The sequence below is a fragment of the Spirosoma horti genome, from assembly GCF_054776595.1.
In genome coordinates, this window is record NZ_BAAHBQ010000003.1 from 41379 (window position 1) to 58373 (window position 16995).

Here is a 16995-nt window from a genome sequence, read left to right on the forward strand (position 1 = left end):
AAGACAGTATTAGATTAAAAAAAGGGATGTTTTTGCTTAGTACGTGAATGAGTCTGTCAAGAACGACGTATCGGCTCGTCTTTCAATACTAAACACGCATGAAACGCTACCTATCCGTCTGTCTGTTGTTACTGGCGCAACTCGCCTTTGCGCAAACACCCATTAATGTCGATAAGGAATTCGATTTTGCCGCTCAGCAATATACCCTCATGCTGAAGTCGCACCCCGATACGACCCGGTTTCCGCAATCGACCAAGCCCAACGGATCACCTGATGACCGCAAATCGGACTGGTGGTGCAGTGGCTTTTTTGGTGGTTCACTTTGGCATATCTACGAACGAACCAAAGCGCCGATCTGGAAAGAAGCCGCCAATAAGTGGACAATGGCGGTGGCTAAAGAACAATACAATACTGGTACGCACGACCTCGGTTTTATGCTCTATTGCCCCTTCGGGAATGGCTATCGACTTACCAAAAACGCGGCCTACCCGCCTATTTTATTAACAGGTGCCAAATCATTGTCGACACGTTTCAACCCGAAAGTTGGCGTCATCAAGTCCTGGAATAAATTTCAGAACTACGACTATCCGGTTATCATCGATAACATGATGAACCTGGAGTTTCTGTTCTGGGCAGCACGCACGTCGGGCAATAAGGAGTTTTATAATCTGTCGGTGACGCATGCCGACAACACAATGAAGAATCATTACCGACCCGACTACAGTAGCTACCATGTCGTGTGCTACAATCCAGATGGTACTGTAGCGGCAAAAAAAACGGCGCAGGGATACGCCGACAACTCGGCCTGGGCACGGGGGCAGGCCTGGGGTTTGTATGGTTACACGGTCATGTACCGGGAAACGAAAGACAAAAAGTACCTGGAGCATGCCCGGCACATAGCCGATTTTTACCTCAACCACCCCAATCTACCCACCGACAAAATTCCTTACTGGGATTTCAATGCGCCCGGCGTGGATGCGCCCAATAATCCGAATGAAGAACGGGATGCGTCGGCCGGGGCGATCACGGCTGCGGCCCTGCTGGAACTTTGCACCTACGGCGGACAATCAGCCAAAACCTACTATCAATCGGCGGTGAAAATGCTGGAGAGCTTGTCAAGCCCGGCCTACAAAGCCAACCTTGGCGAAAACAACAACTTCATCCTGAAGCATAGTGTAGGGCACAAGCCGCAGAAGAGCGAAGTGGATACACCCATTATTTACGCTGATTATTACTACCTCGAAGCCTTGTTGCGCTATGATGCGTTGCGAAAGAAACCAGCTTTCCGGTCGTAGAACGTATATAATGCTAAAACAGAATAGGTCTGTGGTGGCAGCTTTTACAGCTTGCTACCACAGACCTATTCTGTTTGTTATTCCCTCCGGAAAGCCTGAATGGTTACGATGGTTGGTGCTGACTGGTAAAAGTCGAACAGAGACCGACCTAAAAGCTCATGGCTTATTGCATTCAGGTGTTCCTTATCATTTGGCAGGAAATATTCTTCCCGAGGCAGAATGATTGAATCGGTGTCGAAAACACTGACCAGCCGTTTATCGGCCTCCCGGAGCAGCACCGCCCGACTTCGCTTACGAAACCAGTCTCTGATCGGTTCCAGATGCACAAAAGGTGTCAGTAATAGCACATTATGACGGTAGGGTCGTAGCTGGTTAAGCAACACAGAAATCGACGACGTTGCGCGATTAGGACAGACGAACGAAAGCAACGAACTTCCCAGTGTTTTCAATGACGTACTAATTTTCCGGGCGGCTAGTGGCCGGGAAAAGCCAGCTGCAGCCGGAAAAACAGGGATGGTAACCCCCGACGATTGCGCGGCTCGTAATGTGGCTGTCTGAATAAGTGTATAGTCAAGCTGAAGAATAATCAGGTCATACCGGTTCAGCGGTAGCTGAGCCAGCGTGGCGATCGTTTGTGCCATTGTTAAATGGGCGTAGGCTTCTACAGACACCGCTCGCCCGGCCTGGCTGATATTCCGAATAAAATGCCCGATATAACTAAGGTTCCCTTCCGACAGCCCATAGCCGTAGGTATGTTCGTCGCCAATCACCAAAACGTTCATTAGCTAACCAAAAATGGGATGAGTAAACCCATTTATTGCCTGTACGTACGGTTTTGCACAAGTGTTGCTCTCCGCGAAAAAAATAGTTAATAACTTGACTATTAGGTGCAACATTAGGGACTAAAAACGCGTACTAAGTCTGTAATCAGGAATATCTACGTAAAAATCCGACCGAACTTTGTTTTTTCGAAAATCATCTCCGTTCGCCGAAAATGACCTGATTAGCGTCATTAGGGCCTGCCGTGCCAGCGACCCGCGTGCACAGCGAACCCTGTTCAAGCAATTTTTTGGTTATGCAAAGAGCATTTGTCTGCGCTACACGTCGAGCATCGAAGAGGCAGAAGATGTACTAAACGAAGGATTCCTGAAAGCATTTCAACATTTAGATAGTTATGATGAAACGTTACCGTTCAAAGCCTGGCTACGCACAATTTTAGTCAATACGGCCATTAGCCACTATCGAAAGAACCATCGTTTTGAGCAGCATGCTTCCCTGGAATCAGGCGAGCAGGTCGCTTTCGACGATGATGTCGTCGATCAAATTGCGGCCGAGGAAATTCTCGCTCTGGTACAGCAATTGACCCCAACCTACCGTACTGTGTTTATGATGCACGTTGTGGACGGATACAGCCTCCACGAAATTGCGGGTCTTCTGAGCCATAACGAAGCAACCGTTCGCTCTAACTTTGCCCGCGCCCGGCAAAAACTACAAGTGCTCATCAAACAAGCTCATTACAGTAAAACAGCCTCTATTCCGTATCATGAAAACTGACCGATTTTCCGATATTATCCGGCGAAAACTGGAAAGTATTCGACCGGAATTTTCCGAGAAAGACTGGGCCAGAATGCAGTCATCGCTGCAAACTGGAATTCCACAGCCTGGCACGCCCCCGTCGGGCAATCCCTTTAGTGGTGGCTTATGGACAGCCAAATCCTGGCTGATGGCTGCGGCTACTGTCAGTGCCGTTGTGCTGGTGGGCTATGGTTTCTGGCAGCATAACGAAATCAATCGCCTGCGCCAGACAATAGGCCAGTTACGTAAGCAACCAACGCACCAAACGGCCGCCAGGCAACCGACACTCTCAGTGCCGACTACTGACACTATCGCGTCAGCACCATCGACTGAAAATCAGTCTCTGCCAGGCAAAGAAGCGCTGCTTACCTCAACCGGTTCTAAACCAGTTCGTCGAGGTGACCGGGACACGGTTTACATAACCCGTTATGTATCTGTGCCGTCTCGTTCGCATGTGGTTCCCCCGGAAGAACAATTGACTAATCGTTCAGAAAAACCTACGGATCAGCGATACGCAACAACGGAGCACCCATCAGGCTCAACGGCTCAACCCAATCAATCGGATAATTTAACCAATAACCCGAAAACAGACGCATATGGTGAACCCTCTACTCCTTCTATAGTTGGTAAAAACCCTGATATCTCAGCAGAAACAGTAACCAATTCCGAAGGGAAGCGCCCTAGAGAGCGTCGCCTGGCGGACCCCTATTATGCGAATCGGCAGACGAACGAACAAGGCGTTTCTAGAGACCGGCACTTGTCTCCGAAAAATCCGGCGACCAATTTGGGCAACATTCAGGACAACAGTATTGTCAGAACAAGCCCTGCTCCGACAGAGCCAACAACCATTCATCCAACCGAAGCGTCAATATCAGCCAATTATGAGTTAATTGACCTGCCATCTATATCGACGCCTACGATCAACTGGACCAGTCAGCTTGCCCAACGGGCAAAACGCATGCGTCCTGCACGCACAACGGTGGTCTCAGGCGCTGTTGTGCAGGCGCCGGAAAGTCAGCCCATTAAATACATGGCCGGTCGTTTCCGGGCCGGTGTAGGCGGGGAACTAGCGTCTAAAGTGCTGAGTGCTGGTGTCTTCACCGAAGTTTTATTAGGACCCAAGAAGAACTGGTCAGTAGGTATTGGCCTCAGCCAGGCTACCTACAATGGAACGTTCTTGGATGATCTGGATTTCGACCTGCATATGAAACGGGATTTCAGAAGAGAATTCGCCCGTAACATTGACCCCCGTCGTCAGATTCTGAATATTGATACACGCACAACCCGTATACAAATTCCGGTCAATGTAGGCTATCGAATTTCCCTTAACCGTAATCTGGTATTGTCACCGACCCTTGGTACATCGCTTAATTTGACAAATGTTGAAACTGGATCCTATTACTGCCAAATGTTGATTCCTCAACGGGGCTACTATGAGATACTTAAATTCAACACTTCTCAATCCGTTGACCTGATCACTCATGTTGCCTTTGGTGCTGGTTTGGAGTGGCAAAATCGGCATTGGGCCCTTCAAGGTAGCCCCGTTCTGACAGTACCTCTTCAGGCAGAGCAGGTGCCGATGAAACCTGGTCCTAACTGGCAAACGAATGTAACGCTTGGGCTACGGGCTCGGGTGCTTTATCAGTTCTAGAACGTCGAACATAAAAATAGGGAAGTGGTCAACGCACAAATGTTCTTCTGCGTTGACCACTTCCCTATTTTTATGTTCCGTTTTTACTTACGACTTGCTAGCCGCTATGCGCCAGATTCGTCCACCTGCATCATCGGCTACCAGCATCGATCCATCAGGAAGTACGGCAATACCTACGGGCCGACCATACGCGTCCTTGTCTTTTCCAGTCAGGAAACCCGTCAGAAAATCTTCTGGCTTTCCTGGTTTTCCGCCCTGAAAAGGCACAAAGACTACTTTATAACCGGAGAATTGGGAGCGGTTCCAGGAACCATGCTGTCCGACAAAAGCACCATTCCGGTACTTTTCGGGGAAGGCCGTTTTATCATAGAAGGCTAAGCCCAACGAGGCTGTATGCGCTCCCAGCGGAACATCAGGGACAACTGCTTTTTTGACCAGATCGGGCCTTTCTCCTTTCCGTCGCGGGTCTTCATTCTGGCCATAATACGAATAAGGCCACCCATAAAAAGCGCCTTCCTTAACACTTGTCAAGTAATCAGGTACCAAGTCATCACCAAGTTCATCCCGTTCGTTTACCGCCGTATAGAGCTTTTTTGTTGTTGGTTCCCAACCCATGCCCACTGGATTGCGCAAGCCACTAGCATAAATCCGCTCGCCGGTTCCGTCGGGGTTTATTTCCAGAATGTTTGCCCGACGAATTTCATTTTCGGGACCATGCTCGCCCACGTTACTCCCTGACCCAACCGAAACAAAGATTTTTTTGCCATCAGGTCCAGCCAGTAAATTCCGTGTCCAGTGGTTGTTATAGCCCCCCGCCGGTAAGTTAAGAATCTTCTTGCCAGCCGTACTAATCTTTGTCTGACCAGATTTGTAATCATACTGCATCAATCCGTCGGTATTGGCCGCGTAGAACTTATCACCCAGAACCAGCATACCAAAAGGCTGGTTCAAGCCTGTCAGAAAGGCCTCCCGAACATCGGGCTTCCCGTCTTTATTCGTATCACGCAATAGCGTGATACGGTTGGCACTGGCTTCGGTCCGTTCTGATTTACTTTTGCCGGTTACCGCATTAACGACGGCATTTTTGACACCTTTCCGTTCAGTATTTGCTTCGGCTACAAAAATATCACCGTCTGGAGCGACATAAATCCATCGTGGACTTTGCAGATCGCGGGCGTATTCAGTCACCGTAAAACCGGCTGGTGCCTGGGGTGTTTTACCAGCTGGCCAGTCAATGATGTTACTGAATTTCTGAGTTGATTTAGTGGCGTAGGGAGCGGGCAGACTAATGGTTGTATCGACCGTGGCCACCGTCTCACCCGTTTGGTCTGTGGCTTTTTTCTGGCTGCACGACCAGGCGCTGACTAACAATGTAGTCGCGGTAAAGAAAAGCGTTGATGGTTTCATTGTTGAGTTGATTGTATCTTAAGTCAACTCATTGTACAATCGTTTGGTTATGGATTGTCTTTCTTGGCGGTTAATTCGGTTCCCTGAATAGCCATGGTCAGGCTTGTTACCGCTTTGGTAGCCGCATCCCGAACAAAGGTGATGATTGACCCGTAGGAGCTTGTCGACTGATACGTATCGGCTTTTGCCTGTTTGACCAATTTATTCTTCCCATAAGTATCGGCCTCCCCAAACAGATCACCTTTTTCAGTCGTGATGGTATATTTTTGGATTGGGCTGCCGCTCGCAAAGGTGTACGAACCAGCATACGCTTTCACAGAATCAGCCGAAGCCGTTTGGGCATTTGCCCCGGTTGCCACCGTGAGCAGACTACCGATTAGCAGCAGGGTAAGAATTGATTTCATTTGTTTACAGGGGTTTAGGGTTTGCCTTACACAAGGCGCTCACAAGGTTAGCGAAAATTTCGCATACGGAATCGGGCCTTTGTAAAATACCTCGCTAACGGCTTCCATACCGAACCGGCGGTAAAAATCGGCGGCATCCAGCCGGGCGTCGCACCAGAGTACGGCGGCTCCCAGCCATCGGGCTTCGGCAATAACCTGATTCAGTAATAAGGTACCAACACCCTTCCGCTGGTAATCCGGGTGGGTTGCAAACTTCCGGAAGCGACTTTCCTGCCCAGTAATAAATAAAGAAATTACGGCAATCAACTCCTTATCGTCAAACGCCCCAAAATGGTAACCAGCATCGTCATCGTCGACCTTCACGTAGTCGAGGGGTTTATCGGGCCAGAGCACCGAATGGCGTAGCGGATACGTTTGTTCGGCCTCAATGGCTTGAATATGAATCATATTAAAACGGCAGCTTTCCTAAATCGACGTTTCCACCAGTTAGTATAATCCCGATTTTTTGTCTGGCAAATTGATCCTTGTGCTTCAATACGGCCGCCAGCGGCACCGCGCAGGAGGGTTCGATGATGATTTTCATCCGCTCCCAGATCAACCGCATGGCCGCAATAATTTCGGCATCAGATACGGTCAGAATATCCGTGACGTGCGTGCGAATAATGGCTAACGTTCGCTCACTGAGGCTTGTCATCAAACCATCGGCAATGGTGTTAATGTAAGGCGCTTTCTCCACACGGCCCGTCTGAAACGACAGAATGGCATCAGCCGCTCCCTCGGGCTCTCCGGCGATAACGCGTGTCGTGGGCGACAAATAATGCGTCGCCAGGGCGGTACCACTCAGGAGTCCTCCCCCACCAACCGGTGCCAGAATAACATCGAACGGCCGGTCCTGGGCGGCATCTTCAATAAGCTCTTTTGTGGCGGTGGCCTGCCCAGCAATCACCCGATCATCGTCAAAAGGATGGACCAGTACGGCTCCCGTCCGGCCCATCACCTCGCGAACGCCAGCCTCACGGGCGTCGAGCGTTGGTTCGCATTCGATGATTTCGGCACCGTATCCCAGCACAGCGTCTTTTTTCACCTGCGGAGCCGTGCGGGGCATCACGATATACGCGGGCATACCCACCTGCCGGGCAGCAAAAGCAACGGCCTGGGCGTGGTTTCCGGACGAGTGTGTTGTGATGGCTGACCCTTCTTTGTTTTGGGCCACCTGCAACACCGCATTCAGCCCACCTCTTGCTTTAAAAGCCCCGATCTTCTGAAAGTTTTCGCATTTAAAAAATAGCTCGGCACCCGTCTGGTCGTTGATTGTCTGATTGGTGAGCACGGCGGTACGATGAATGTACGGTCTGATGCGGTCGTGGGCTTCCTGGATGATATCGAATGTAATCATTGGTCAAGCGATAGAGATACGGGCAAATTACGGAAGAAAACAAGTCTGTCTCGCTAAACCATCGGTCAGTCGGCCAATCGAATGAGTAATTTATCATTGCTTTGTCTCTTTGTCAGATAAGCAGTCGTTTGCTTTCCCAAAACTCATGTTCTGTAAACCCGTTTCGTTATGACCACCGATCGTCGTTCTTTTTTGAAACAAGCTGCTGGCTCTCTGGCTGGTATGGCGCTCATGCCAACTGTTTTTGCCGAAGCGCCTATGAAAAAGATGTTCTTCGATATTTCGCTGGCTGAGTGGTCGCTGCACAAAGCGCTGTTCAGCAAGAAAATCACAAATTTAGATTTCCCCGGCATTGCCCGTAAAGAGTTCGATATCAGCATTGTTGAGTACGTTAACCAGTTCTTTAAGGATAAGGCGCAGGATAAAACCTACCTCAACGACCTGCTGGCCCGCTGCAAAGACAATGGCATTACGAACAACCTCATCATGATCGATGGGGAAGGAAACCTGGGGGCAACGGATGCCGCCGAACGGGCAAAAGCCGTTGAAAATCACCACAAATGGATTGAGTGCGCGAAGTATCTTGGCTGTAAAACCATTCGGGTTAATGCCGCCGGACAAGGTACAGCCGAAGAGGTGGCTAAATCGGCCGTTGATGGCCTGAGCAAACTTGGCGAATTTGCCAAGACGATGAACATCAACGTCATCGTTGAAAACCACGGTAGCTACTCGTCCAATGGACAATGGCTCTCGGGCGTGATGAAGCAGGTAGGCATGAAGAACGTGGGTACGCTCCCCGACTTTGGAAACTTCTGTATCAAACGTGGTGATAACCACACCTGCGCCGAAGAGTATGACCGCTATAAGGGAACCGCTGAACTGATGCCTTTTGCGAAAGGAGCATCGGCTAAATTCTACGACTTCGACGCGAATGGTAACTGTGTTGAAACCGACTACAACCGCACCATGAAAATTGTGAAGGATAGCGGCTTCAAAGGCATTATCGGGATCGAGTACGAAGGCAACCAATTGGAAGAATATGACGGTATCCGTAAGTCCAAAGCGCTACTGGAGCGGGTTGGGCCAACCGTTTAAAACGTAATATGGCGCGGCCGGGTGGCCGCTGCCACGGTTCGCCGTTGATATGGAAACCTACATGGCTGCCTTCGGTGTTGTCAGAACACAACAGGTAGCGGCATCGGTTTCTATGTCAATGGTGAATTGTCCGCGCTGTTTCCTCAAATTCATTGTTAAAAACGTATGTCAACCACGCAACAAGCCATCAACGTCAGTTTTATTGGCAATGAACCAACACCGGGCGACGGGAATCTATTCCGCGCGTTTGCCCCTGCCCGTCACGAGAATCTTGCGGATGAGTTCGCCAATGTTTCTGCCGAACAGGCTAATCTGGCCGTAGAAAAAGCGGCCGACGCTTTTCCGGTCTATGCGAAACTGACGCCCGCCCAGCGAGCTGACTTTTTAGACACGATTGCCAGCGAGCTGGAAGCTCTCGGCGACGAACTTGTTGAGCGGGCCGTTCTTGAAAGCGGTTTACCAACGGGCCGGATCTCGGGCGAGCGGGGCCGGACAACGGGGCAACTACGCATGTTTGCCAATCTCCTGCGCGAAGGTTCGTGGGTCGACGCCCGCATCAATCCGGCGCTCCCCGATCGCCAGCCCCTACCGCGTACGGATCTGCGCCGGATGCTGGTACCGCTTGGCCCGGTCGTGGTTTTTGGTGCCAGTAACTTTCCGCTTGCCTTCTCGGTGGCGGGTGGCGATACGGCTTCGGCCCTGGCAGCTGGCTGTCCGGTGGTCGTTAAAGCGCACCCATCCCATCCGGGCACCTCATCACTGGTTGGGCAGGCCATCGTGTCGGCCGCCGAAAAAACGGGAATGCCCGACGGTGTTTTTTCGCTCCTCCACGCTGATAATGAAGTCGCCCAGCAACTCGTTGCTCATCCAGCCATAAAAGCGGTGGGTTTCACAGGCTCCCGGGCGGGTGGACTGGCTCTGCTGCGTGTAGCTCAAGGTCGGCCAGAGCCCATTCCGGTCTATGCGGAAATGAGCGCGGTCAATCCGGTTGTTGTGCTTCCGGGAGCCATTAGTCAGGCAGAGGGTCCTCATTCAGCTACGGCCGTAGCTGCTGGTCTGGCGGCTTCGGTAACGCTTGGCGTGGGGCAGTTCTGCACCAACCCGGGACTCACGTTCCTGCTGGACTCGCCCAATACAGAGACGTTTCTGGAAACAGTTGCTACGAAAATCCGGGCATCGGCTCCGGCCACGATGCTGAACGCCGGTATCTGTCAGGCCTACCAAAAAGGTGTCCAACAGAATAGAGTCGTTCCGGGTGTTCATGTGCTGGCCGAAGCCGACACGGACGCTGATAGCAGTCAAACGCAGGGAAGACCCACTGTACTCAGTACAACGGCCCCTATTTTCCTGAGCAGTGAATTTTTAAGTGAAGAAGTCTTCGGCCCCTCATCGCTGATCGTCGTATGTGAAACAGAAGCCGAATTGGCCGACTGTCTGACCATGCTGGAAGGACAGCTTACCGCAACGATCTATGCCACGGCCGAGGAGTTAAAAGCCTCTTCCGTTGACTGGATCGCCCTGTTGCAGGCCAAAGCCGGACGCGTATTATTCAGCGGTTTCCCGACTGGCGTTGAGGTTAGTGAAGCCATGACGCACGGCGGCCCCTTTCCGGCCACATCCGATAGCCGCTCGACATCGGTGGGGACAGGTGCTATCTTGCGCTTTGTCAGGCCTGTAACGTATCAAAGCTTTCCCGATGAGCTGTTGCCGCCTGCTTTGCAGAACGCGAATCCACTTGGTATCTGGCGGAATGTTGATGGAGTGATGAAAAAGTAAAGGTACTTCCTAAGAAAAGTCAGGGGCAAGAAGATAGTACTATCTTCTTGCCCCTGACTTTTCTTAGGAAGTACAAAAATAGAATCTGAGTAACCTGGCTCTTTTCTACTTCAGGCTCCCCATGCCACCATCGATTCCGATAATCTGGCCGGTGATCCAGCTCGCCTGATCTGTGAGTAGATAGGCCGCCATACTGGCAATATCCTCAGGTGAACCGTATCGGTTTAACGGGTGGCGTTTATTGGCCGCTTCCCGCTTTGTGTCGTCACCGAGGAGAAAGCCTGCCATCGGCGTATCCGTCAATGATGGCGCGATGGCATTTACCCGAACATTGAAGGGAGCCAGTTCTGCCGCCAGCGATTTAGCCAACCCCTCAACCGCCGACTTCGCGACCGACACCGACGAGTGCATCCCCATTCCCAGCTTGGCGGCTACCGTACTGAACAGAACGACACTGGCCGATTTGGATTTCTTGATAGCTGCATAGCTTGCATGAATCGCACTCACAGCCCCTAAGACATTGATCTCAAAATCACGTCGATAATCATCCAGCGTGAGCCGTTGAAACGGCTTGAGATTGATACTACCGGGGCAATAGACCAGGCCGTGCAGGGTATCAGGCAGTTGAGTAAACGCATCTACGGCGGGCGTTTGCGTAACGTCCCAGGTCATGTGGGTAGATTGAATGCCTTCAGGTTGCGTGCGACCAGCGGTAAATAGCGTTGCACCCTGTGCCTGAAGTTGTTGTGCCAGCGCGTGACCAATGCCTGAACTGGCACCGATGATAAGAATCTGTTTACCCTGCATAAACGAGTTTGTGGTTTGCCGTTCGTAGTTGGCTAGTGTAAACGTGGTTTTCCATCAGCCAACTACGAACGACAAACCACAACTGAACAGGTATACTAGATGCTCACACTTGGTTGGGCAACATACCGGAGAAGCTCCTGTTTCGTTGCTTCTTCAGAGAACTTGCCGCCATACGATGCCGTAATCGTTGAACTATTAATGTCGTGCACACCCCGCGTGGAGACACAAAGGTGTTTGGCATCAATAATAACGGCCACATCTTCCGTTTCAAGAACGCGTTTCAGTTCTTCGGCGATCTGTATCGTCAGGCGCTCCTGCACCTGAGGCCGCTTACCGAAATACTCGACAACGCGATTCAATTTCGACAGACCGATTACTTTACCGCTGGAAATATAGGCCACGTGGGCCTTACCGATGATCGGCACAAAATGGTGCTCACAATACGTCTGAACGGTGATGTCTTTCTCGACAAGCATCTCGTTGTACCGAAACTTGTTATCGAACAGCGTAGGCTTGGGTTTATTGGCGGGGTTCAGGCCGCTAAAAATTTCATTTACGTACATTTTTGCGACCCGGCGGGGCGATCCCTTCAGACTATCGTCGGTCAGGTCAAGCCCTAGTATCCCCATAATTTCACGAAAATGTTCTTCAATAAGGTCAATCTTAAGATCGTCGTCAATAACAAAAGCATCGGGACGCATGGGCGTATCAATAGACGATGCGCCGTGCGCATCACCAATTTCGTCGACTAGTTCGTCGACTTCCCAGGCAGAAAGGCCCGTCGAATCAGCCTGATGACTGTCCAGCGCATGACCGTTCTGTTGACCACCAGTCGTAGGTTGACTAGTAGACGGGGTATTCGACGAAGTTCCGTTCAGTTTCATACAGTCTGATTTTAAGGTCTAAGCCCTCGCTTAGCTGATTGCGTAAAAGGTTGTAGATGACTATGGCAATGTTTTCGGCCGATGGATTAAGATCGGCAAACTCTTCAGTGTCAAGGTTCAGATTTTTATGATCGAAGCGATCAGTAACGTGTTCCTGAATAAGATTACCCAGAAGCTTCATGTCGATCACGTAGCCTGTTTCCGGGTCAATTGGGCCGGTTACCTGCACAATCAACTCGTAGTTATGTCCGTGATAGTTGGGATTATTGCATTTGCCATATACCCGCGTGTTTTTTTCGTCTGACCAGTTTGGGTTGTTCAGACGATGAGCAGCATTGAAATGTTCCTTGCGAAACACCGCCACTCGTGGGGCACTTGCCCGGGAATTAGTCATAGAAACAAATCGAAAATAGGGTTCGATCAACCTGTCGTTACAAAGGTTGTGTACAACACAGGCAGACAGCTGAGCGAGTAGCCAGATCGCTCATTCGTATGCAACGAATTAACTTATCAACAAGCGTCCTATTTATTTTGTTCAACGTTTATCAGTAAAACTTAAACAAAACCAGGCGCTTTCCAGCTCAATAACATCCGCTCATCCGCTATTGTTCCCACTTATCTACTCTGCCAGACAGTGCGGAACCAGATGGGAAGCGATGCGGTTGTGCCCCCATGAAACGCTTTCGTAAACCTATGTTATTCACTTTATTTATCGTTACCGGACTGATTGCCACCACCTTCCTATTTCTGCAGCAAAGTACCTTCGGAAGCAATCCGGCAAAAACTCGGCTGGCGCGAATTGAACGCTCCCCCAACTACCGAGCGGGCACTTTTCAAAATCTGGAAAAGACGGAGGTCATGGCCGAAAATACCTCTTATGTGGGCATGATGAGCGATTTTATCAATAAAGACAAAGACAACGTTCCGGCTAAACCACTACCATCGGTAAGAACAGATCTGAAGGCCTTACCCGATGATAAGCCAACGATCGTTTGGTTTGGGCATTCATCTTACCTGATCAAATCGCAGGGCGTCACTATTCTGGTCGACCCGGTTTTTAGTGGTTATGCATCGCCCGTTTCGTTTTTTGGCAAGGCTTATCCGGGTTCCAATGTGTATAGCGTTGAGGATATGCCAGCTATCGATCTGCTGATTTTGTCGCATGATCATTACGATCACCTCGATTATACGACGATCACGAAGCTTATTCCGAAAGTCAAGAAGTTCTATACAGCGCTGGGTGTCGGCGCTCACCTCGAACGCTGGGGTGTTCCTGCCGACCGAATTGTGGAATTCGACTGGTGGGAAAGTCATCATGTAGACACGAATCTGGACTTGACTGCCGTTCCAGCCCGTCACTTTTCGGGTCGTAGCCTTACCCGCGGAAAAACCCTGTGGACTGCTTTTGTGATGAAGATTCACGGTTATTCGCTGTATGTAGGGGGCGATTCGGGGTATGGCAAACATTTCAAAGAAATCGGCGATAAATACGGTCCATTCGATCTGGCCATTCTTGAATGCGGTCAGTATGGCAAAGACTGGCCCAATATTCATATGTTTCCGGAGGAGGTCGCTACCGCTGCTCAGGAACTAGGGGCGAAAACCGTTTTACCCGTACACTGGGCCAAGTTCTCCCTTGCCAATCATGGCTGGACCGATCCTATTGAGCGATTCACAAAACGAGCCACTGAACAGAAGCTGAACTTTACGACGCCCCTCATTGGCGAACCTGTTGTGGTTGGGGTATCCTACCCGACGTCGAGGTGGTGGCATTATTAAGGAGTGATAGCCTGAGGCTATGACTTCGTTCCGTCGACTTAATTTGCCTGGCTTAAAATTGAGCTGGCGTATGTTTTTTGCGGTGAAAGAGCGTTCTTTGGTACGTAAATCCCCACTCTACGTACCGCATTCGCTATGCAGACACCTACCCGGCGCCAGTTTATTCGCACAGCCGCGCTTACTGGCGCAGCTACATCGGTTGCAACGACTTCTGTTTTCCCCGCCATTTTGACGGGTGCCCGGCCAGCGGACCCGAAAGTCCGTCTGGCTTTTATCGGTGTTGGGTCACGTGGACGCAGCCACGTTGAGCAGGCCATCTACCGCACTGATGTCGACATTGTGGCTATTTGCGACCCGGCCCCCGAAGCCATCAGCCGGACAACCGCCATGATTGAAAAGGCGGGTCGGAAGGCCCCAGTGGCCTATAGCAAAGGGGATGAAGCCTTCAAGGACATGCTCAAACGCGACGATATTGACGGCGTCGTGATTGCCACACCCTGGGAATGGCACGTGCCGATGGCCGTAGCCACCATGAACGCGGGTAAATATGCCGCTGTAGAAGTATCGGCAACGGTAACGCTCAAGGAATCGTGGGATTTGGTGAATGCGTCGGAGAAATCGGGGTCGCCCTGCATGATTTTGGAAAATGTTTGTTACCGACGCGATGTACTGGCAGTCCTGAACATGATCCGGAAGGGTATGTTTGGCGAAATGACTTATGCGCACTGTGGCTACCAGCACGACTTGCGGAATATTAAATTCAACGATGGCAAATCGATTTCAGGGATCGGTGCCGAATTCGGCGAAAAAGGCTATTCGGAAGCGCATTGGCGCACCCAACACTCGGTAGACCGAAACGGGGATTTATACCCGACCCACGGACTTGGTCCGGTAGCGCACTGGCTCGACATCAACCGGGGAAATCGATTTACGCATCTCACGTCAACAGCGACCAAAAGCCGGGGGCTGCACAAGTATGTGGTCGACAAAGGTGGTCCGAATCATCCCAACGCAAAAGTTAATTTCAAACTTGGCGACATCGTCACGACGGTCATTCAATGCGCCAATGGCGAGAATATCGTGATCATCCACGATACCAACTCGCCCCGCCCCTACTCACTTGGCTTCAGAGCGCAAGGCACAAATGGCATCTGGATGGACGACAACGATATGATTTATCTGGAAGGTGTTTCCCCTAAACCGCACACCTGGGAACCCTTCGCGGCTTACCAGGAAAAATACGATCATCCGCTTTGGAAACGGCACGCACAAACGGCCGAGAGTGCTGGCCATGGCGGTATTGACTTCTTCGTTCTTCGGGCGTTCATCGAATCAGTGAAAGCAAAAGGCCCCGTGCCAATCGATGTCTATGATGCGGCCGTCTGGAGCGCCATCAGCCCCTTATCGGAGCAGAGTATTGCTGGCGGCAGCAAACCCATTGAAATTCCTGATTTTACAAGGGGCAAATGGAAAACGAACAAGCCAATCTTCGGCCTGAACGACAACTATTAATGACTAATCACCGCCATTTATTCGTTTTTGATTAAACACTGTACCTTTAGGCTTTCCGGTAGAAATGCACCTTCGATTTAGGGGAAAGCCTAAACATTATATGGGTACGTAGCCTAAAAACCAATTTCTATTTTTTACTTTGTAAAAAAATTTAAAATCCTGTACCTGCCTTTAATCTTCAAATCAGCTGATGACGCCTACCGCTCCGCCTAAAACCCAAAATTATACCGGCCCATTGCTCATTATTGGTGCCCTTTTCTTTGTTTTTGGCTTCGTTACGTGGGTCAACAGTGTCTTGATTGCTTTTTTCAAACAGGCATTCAACTTAAGCACCGTCGGTTCTAATCTGGTGGCGTTTGCTTTTTTCATCTCCTACACGCTGATGGCTATTCCGTCATCGGCCCTATTAAAGCGGACTGGCTTCAAAAATGGCATGTCGATGGGTTTGCTGGTCATGGCTGTCGGCACAGTTATTTTCGTACCAGCAGCCAAAGCGCTTTCTTATCCGCTTTTTCTGGTGGGCTTGTTTCTGATTGGCATCGGTCTGACCGTCTTACAAACAGCCTCAAATCCCTACGCAACGATTCTGGGACCTCGTGAGAGTGCTGCCCAGCGCATCAGTTTCCTGGGCGTAGCCAACAAATTAGCGGGCATTTGCAGCCAGTTTATTTTTGGTGGGCTGCTATTAACGGGTGCCAATGCTGTTTCTGGCACGGCCACGCTGGAAAAAGTAGTGACACCGTACATGATTTTAACGGGTGTACTCGTCGTGCTGGCTATTCTGATTCGGTTCTCGAACCTTCCGGAAGTGTCAGAAGAGCAGGATGACGAGCCTAGCGGCACAACCGTACGCACCAGCGTATGGCAGTTCCCAAACCTGATTCTGGGCGTTCTGGCTTTGTTTTGCTACGTAGGTGCCGAAGTTATAGCGGGCGATACGATCATCAACTACGGACGGGCAATCGGCTTTTCCAACGATGAGGCCAAATACTTCACGACATACACACTGTATGGACTGCTGGGCGGATATATTCTTGGCATTATAGCCATCCCGCGCTTTATATCGCAACAGATGGCGCTACGCGTCGGGTCAATTCTGGCGTTAATTCTGACAGCGGGCGCTATTCTGACTGACGGATTCGATTCTATTTTGTGTGTGGCCTTACTCGGATTTGCCATTTCGCCCATGTGGCCCGCCGTATGGCCCCTTGCCTTAAACCGGCTCGGGAAATTTACCAAGCTCGGGTCAGCGCTGCTCATTATGGGCATTTCGGGTGGCGCATTACTCCCGCTCCTCCATGGCTATTTAACCGATGCGGTCAGTCCGAAAATGGCCTACGCTCTGTTATTACCTCTGTTTGGCTACATTCTATATTACGCCGTTGCCGGCCACAAGAAGACGAACTGGTAATTG

Annotated in this window: 16 protein-coding genes; 8 read left to right on the forward strand and 8 right to left on the reverse strand. The window is 50.6% G+C overall.

What is annotated here, in order from left to right:
* Positions 1-98: 98 nt before the first annotated feature.
* Positions 99-1295: a glycoside hydrolase family 88 protein gene (locus ACYVAM_RS08135; protein ID WP_461065751.1), complete on the forward strand. Its 1197-nt coding sequence runs from the start codon at positions 99-101 to the stop codon at positions 1293-1295.
* 77 nt (positions 1296-1372) lie between these two features.
* On the opposite strand, the gene ACYVAM_RS08140 is transcribed toward ACYVAM_RS08135, so the two are convergent.
* Positions 1373-2077, reverse strand: coding sequence for an SGNH/GDSL hydrolase family protein (locus ACYVAM_RS08140; protein WP_461065753.1), 705 nt, complete (start codon positions 2075-2077; stop codon positions 1373-1375).
* Positions 2078-2255: 178 nt separating this feature from the next.
* Here ACYVAM_RS08140 and ACYVAM_RS08145 point away from each other — a divergent pair, with 178 nt between their 5' ends.
* Entirely contained in the window at positions 2256-2849 is a 594-nt protein-coding gene (locus ACYVAM_RS08145; protein WP_461065755.1) for an RNA polymerase sigma factor, read from the forward strand.
* The gene (locus tag ACYVAM_RS08150; protein WP_461065757.1) at positions 2839-4521 is read left to right on the forward strand and encodes a hypothetical protein; all 1683 of its coding nucleotides are present in this window, start codon (positions 2839-2841) and stop codon (positions 4519-4521) included. Before ACYVAM_RS08145 ends, ACYVAM_RS08150 begins: the two co-directional genes overlap by 11 nt.
* An 87-nt stretch (positions 4522-4608) precedes the next feature.
* On the opposite strand, the gene ACYVAM_RS08155 is transcribed toward ACYVAM_RS08150, so the two are convergent.
* Genes ACYVAM_RS08155 through ACYVAM_RS08170 form a run of 4 tightly spaced genes read right to left on the reverse strand, consistent with a single transcriptional unit; the run spans position 4609 to position 7728 of the window.
* Entirely contained in the window at positions 4609-5928 is a 1320-nt protein-coding gene (locus tag ACYVAM_RS08155; protein WP_461065759.1) for a PQQ-dependent sugar dehydrogenase, read from the reverse strand.
* Between the two features lie 47 nt (positions 5929-5975).
* The gene (locus ACYVAM_RS08160; RefSeq protein ID WP_461065761.1) at positions 5976-6332 is read right to left on the reverse strand and encodes a DUF3471 domain-containing protein; all 357 of its coding nucleotides are present in this window, start codon (positions 6330-6332) and stop codon (positions 5976-5978) included.
* Positions 6333-6371: 39 nt separating this feature from the next.
* Positions 6372-6779, reverse strand: a complete 408-nt coding sequence (locus ACYVAM_RS08165; protein WP_461065763.1) for a GNAT family N-acetyltransferase — start codon at positions 6777-6779, stop codon at positions 6372-6374.
* Position 6780: 1 nt separating this feature from the next.
* Entirely contained in the window at positions 6781-7728 is a 948-nt protein-coding gene (locus ACYVAM_RS08170; protein ID WP_461065765.1) for a threonine ammonia-lyase, read from the reverse strand.
* A 168-nt stretch (positions 7729-7896) separates the two neighbouring features.
* Here ACYVAM_RS08170 and ACYVAM_RS08175 point away from each other — a divergent pair, with 168 nt between their 5' ends.
* On the forward strand, positions 7897-8823 hold the full coding sequence (locus ACYVAM_RS08175) for a sugar phosphate isomerase/epimerase family protein (protein WP_461065767.1): 927 nt from the start codon (positions 7897-7899) through the stop codon (positions 8821-8823).
* Positions 8824-8988: 165 nt separating this feature from the next.
* Positions 8989-10599 carry an aldehyde dehydrogenase (NADP(+)) gene (locus ACYVAM_RS08180; RefSeq protein WP_461065768.1) on the forward strand — a complete coding sequence of 537 codons (1611 nt, stop codon included), beginning with the start codon at positions 8989-8991 and terminating at the stop codon, positions 10597-10599.
* Between the two features lie 105 nt (positions 10600-10704).
* On the opposite strand, the gene ACYVAM_RS08185 is transcribed toward ACYVAM_RS08180, so the two are convergent.
* The 3 genes from ACYVAM_RS08185 to ACYVAM_RS08195 all read right to left on the reverse strand — a co-directional run bounded on the left by ACYVAM_RS08185 (position 10705) and on the right by ACYVAM_RS08195 (position 12684).
* The gene (locus tag ACYVAM_RS08185) at positions 10705-11406 is read right to left on the reverse strand and encodes an SDR family NAD(P)-dependent oxidoreductase (RefSeq protein ID WP_461065770.1); all 702 of its coding nucleotides are present in this window, start codon (positions 11404-11406) and stop codon (positions 10705-10707) included.
* Positions 11407-11501: 95 nt separating this feature from the next.
* Positions 11502-12290, reverse strand: a complete 789-nt coding sequence (gene folE / locus ACYVAM_RS08190; RefSeq protein WP_461065772.1) for a GTP cyclohydrolase I FolE — start codon at positions 12288-12290, stop codon at positions 11502-11504.
* Entirely contained in the window at positions 12250-12684 is a 435-nt protein-coding gene (locus ACYVAM_RS08195) for a 6-pyruvoyl trahydropterin synthase family protein (RefSeq protein WP_461065774.1), read from the reverse strand. Before ACYVAM_RS08195 ends, folE begins: the two co-directional genes overlap by 41 nt.
* A 299-nt stretch (positions 12685-12983) precedes the next feature.
* On the opposite strand from ACYVAM_RS08195, the gene ACYVAM_RS08200 reads away from it, so the two are divergent.
* The 3 genes from ACYVAM_RS08200 (at position 12984) to ACYVAM_RS08210 (ending at position 16992) form a co-directional block, all read left to right on the forward strand.
* On the forward strand, positions 12984-14069 hold the full coding sequence (locus ACYVAM_RS08200) for an MBL fold metallo-hydrolase (protein WP_461065776.1): 1086 nt from the start codon (positions 12984-12986) through the stop codon (positions 14067-14069).
* Between the two features lie 135 nt (positions 14070-14204).
* Positions 14205-15581, forward strand: coding sequence for a Gfo/Idh/MocA family protein (locus ACYVAM_RS08205; RefSeq protein WP_461065778.1), 1377 nt, complete (start codon positions 14205-14207; stop codon positions 15579-15581).
* A gap of 190 nt (positions 15582-15771) precedes the next feature.
* The gene (locus ACYVAM_RS08210) at positions 15772-16992 is read left to right on the forward strand and encodes a sugar MFS transporter (protein ID WP_461065780.1); all 1221 of its coding nucleotides are present in this window, start codon (positions 15772-15774) and stop codon (positions 16990-16992) included.
* The last annotated feature ends 3 nt before the right edge of the window (positions 16993-16995 follow it).